This window comes from Sulfitobacter sp. HI0129 (assembly GCF_001635395.1).
Classification (GTDB): Bacteria; Pseudomonadota; Alphaproteobacteria; order Rhodobacterales; family Rhodobacteraceae; genus Sulfitobacter.
Genome location: NZ_LWGH01001082.1, coordinates 1 through 756, shown reverse-complemented (window position 1 = coordinate 756; position 756 = coordinate 1). Strand labels below are relative to the sequence as shown.

1 pseudogene is annotated in these 756 nt (G+C 60.6%); it reads right to left on the bottom strand.

Annotated elements, in window-relative coordinates:
* A pseudogene (locus A3764_RS22750) lies at positions 1–611 on the bottom strand (heavy metal translocating P-type ATPase); the annotation flags it as partial.
* Between the last annotated feature and the right edge of the window lie 145 nt (positions 612–756).

Below are 756 nucleotides of genomic sequence, written 5' to 3'. Positions count from 1 at the left end.
ATGAGCAGGTTCATGTCGGGGCTAAGCCTCCGCGCCGAAGACCAGGCCTTGGGCGCGACAAGCCAGACGCCAAAAAGAATCGCGACGGCGAAGATCCCTGCTTCCACCATAGGCATAGGCACCTCGCCATGGCCCGCAAAGAGCCCGAGCGCGCCGCCCATGCCGGTCTCGACAATGTGAAAAAGGAATCCCGCCGCCCAGAAGCCGCCGCTCAACGAGGTAAAGCGCTTCTGACGTGCCAGATGCGCCGCCTGGTCCTCTGCTGCGTTGTCGGCATCCCATGGCTTGGCGCTCATGCCGGTCGTTGCGACCAACTGCGTGACTTCGTCGTCTGGTATCCTCTCGGCGCTATCGAGGATGGTCATTCGCCCGTTGATCACGTCGAATGCCAGGTGTTCGGTTCCGCCCACTTTCGGCCCGACAACCCGGTTCAGGATCGCCACCTCTTCGGCGCAATCGAGCCCGGAGACCTGAAAGCTCCTTCCGCCAGACGGCGCTGGCGCCGTGGACGCGACGTCCTTGCTGGCGTCGCAACAGGAGTTGCCTCTTGGGTCAGAATGCTCTTGATCACCCGGATGGCCGTGATCGTTGCGGTTGCCGTCGGAAGACATGGATTGACCTCAGGATTCATTGATTCCACATTGACATAGCCCCTACAGTAACTAGAGCTTCAAGGGCAAAAAGTGGATATTCGTCCAGCAAGAAAGGCGCCCTGCGGAGGCTTGAAGCTAGCCGCCCCCTTGAAACGACGCGGTT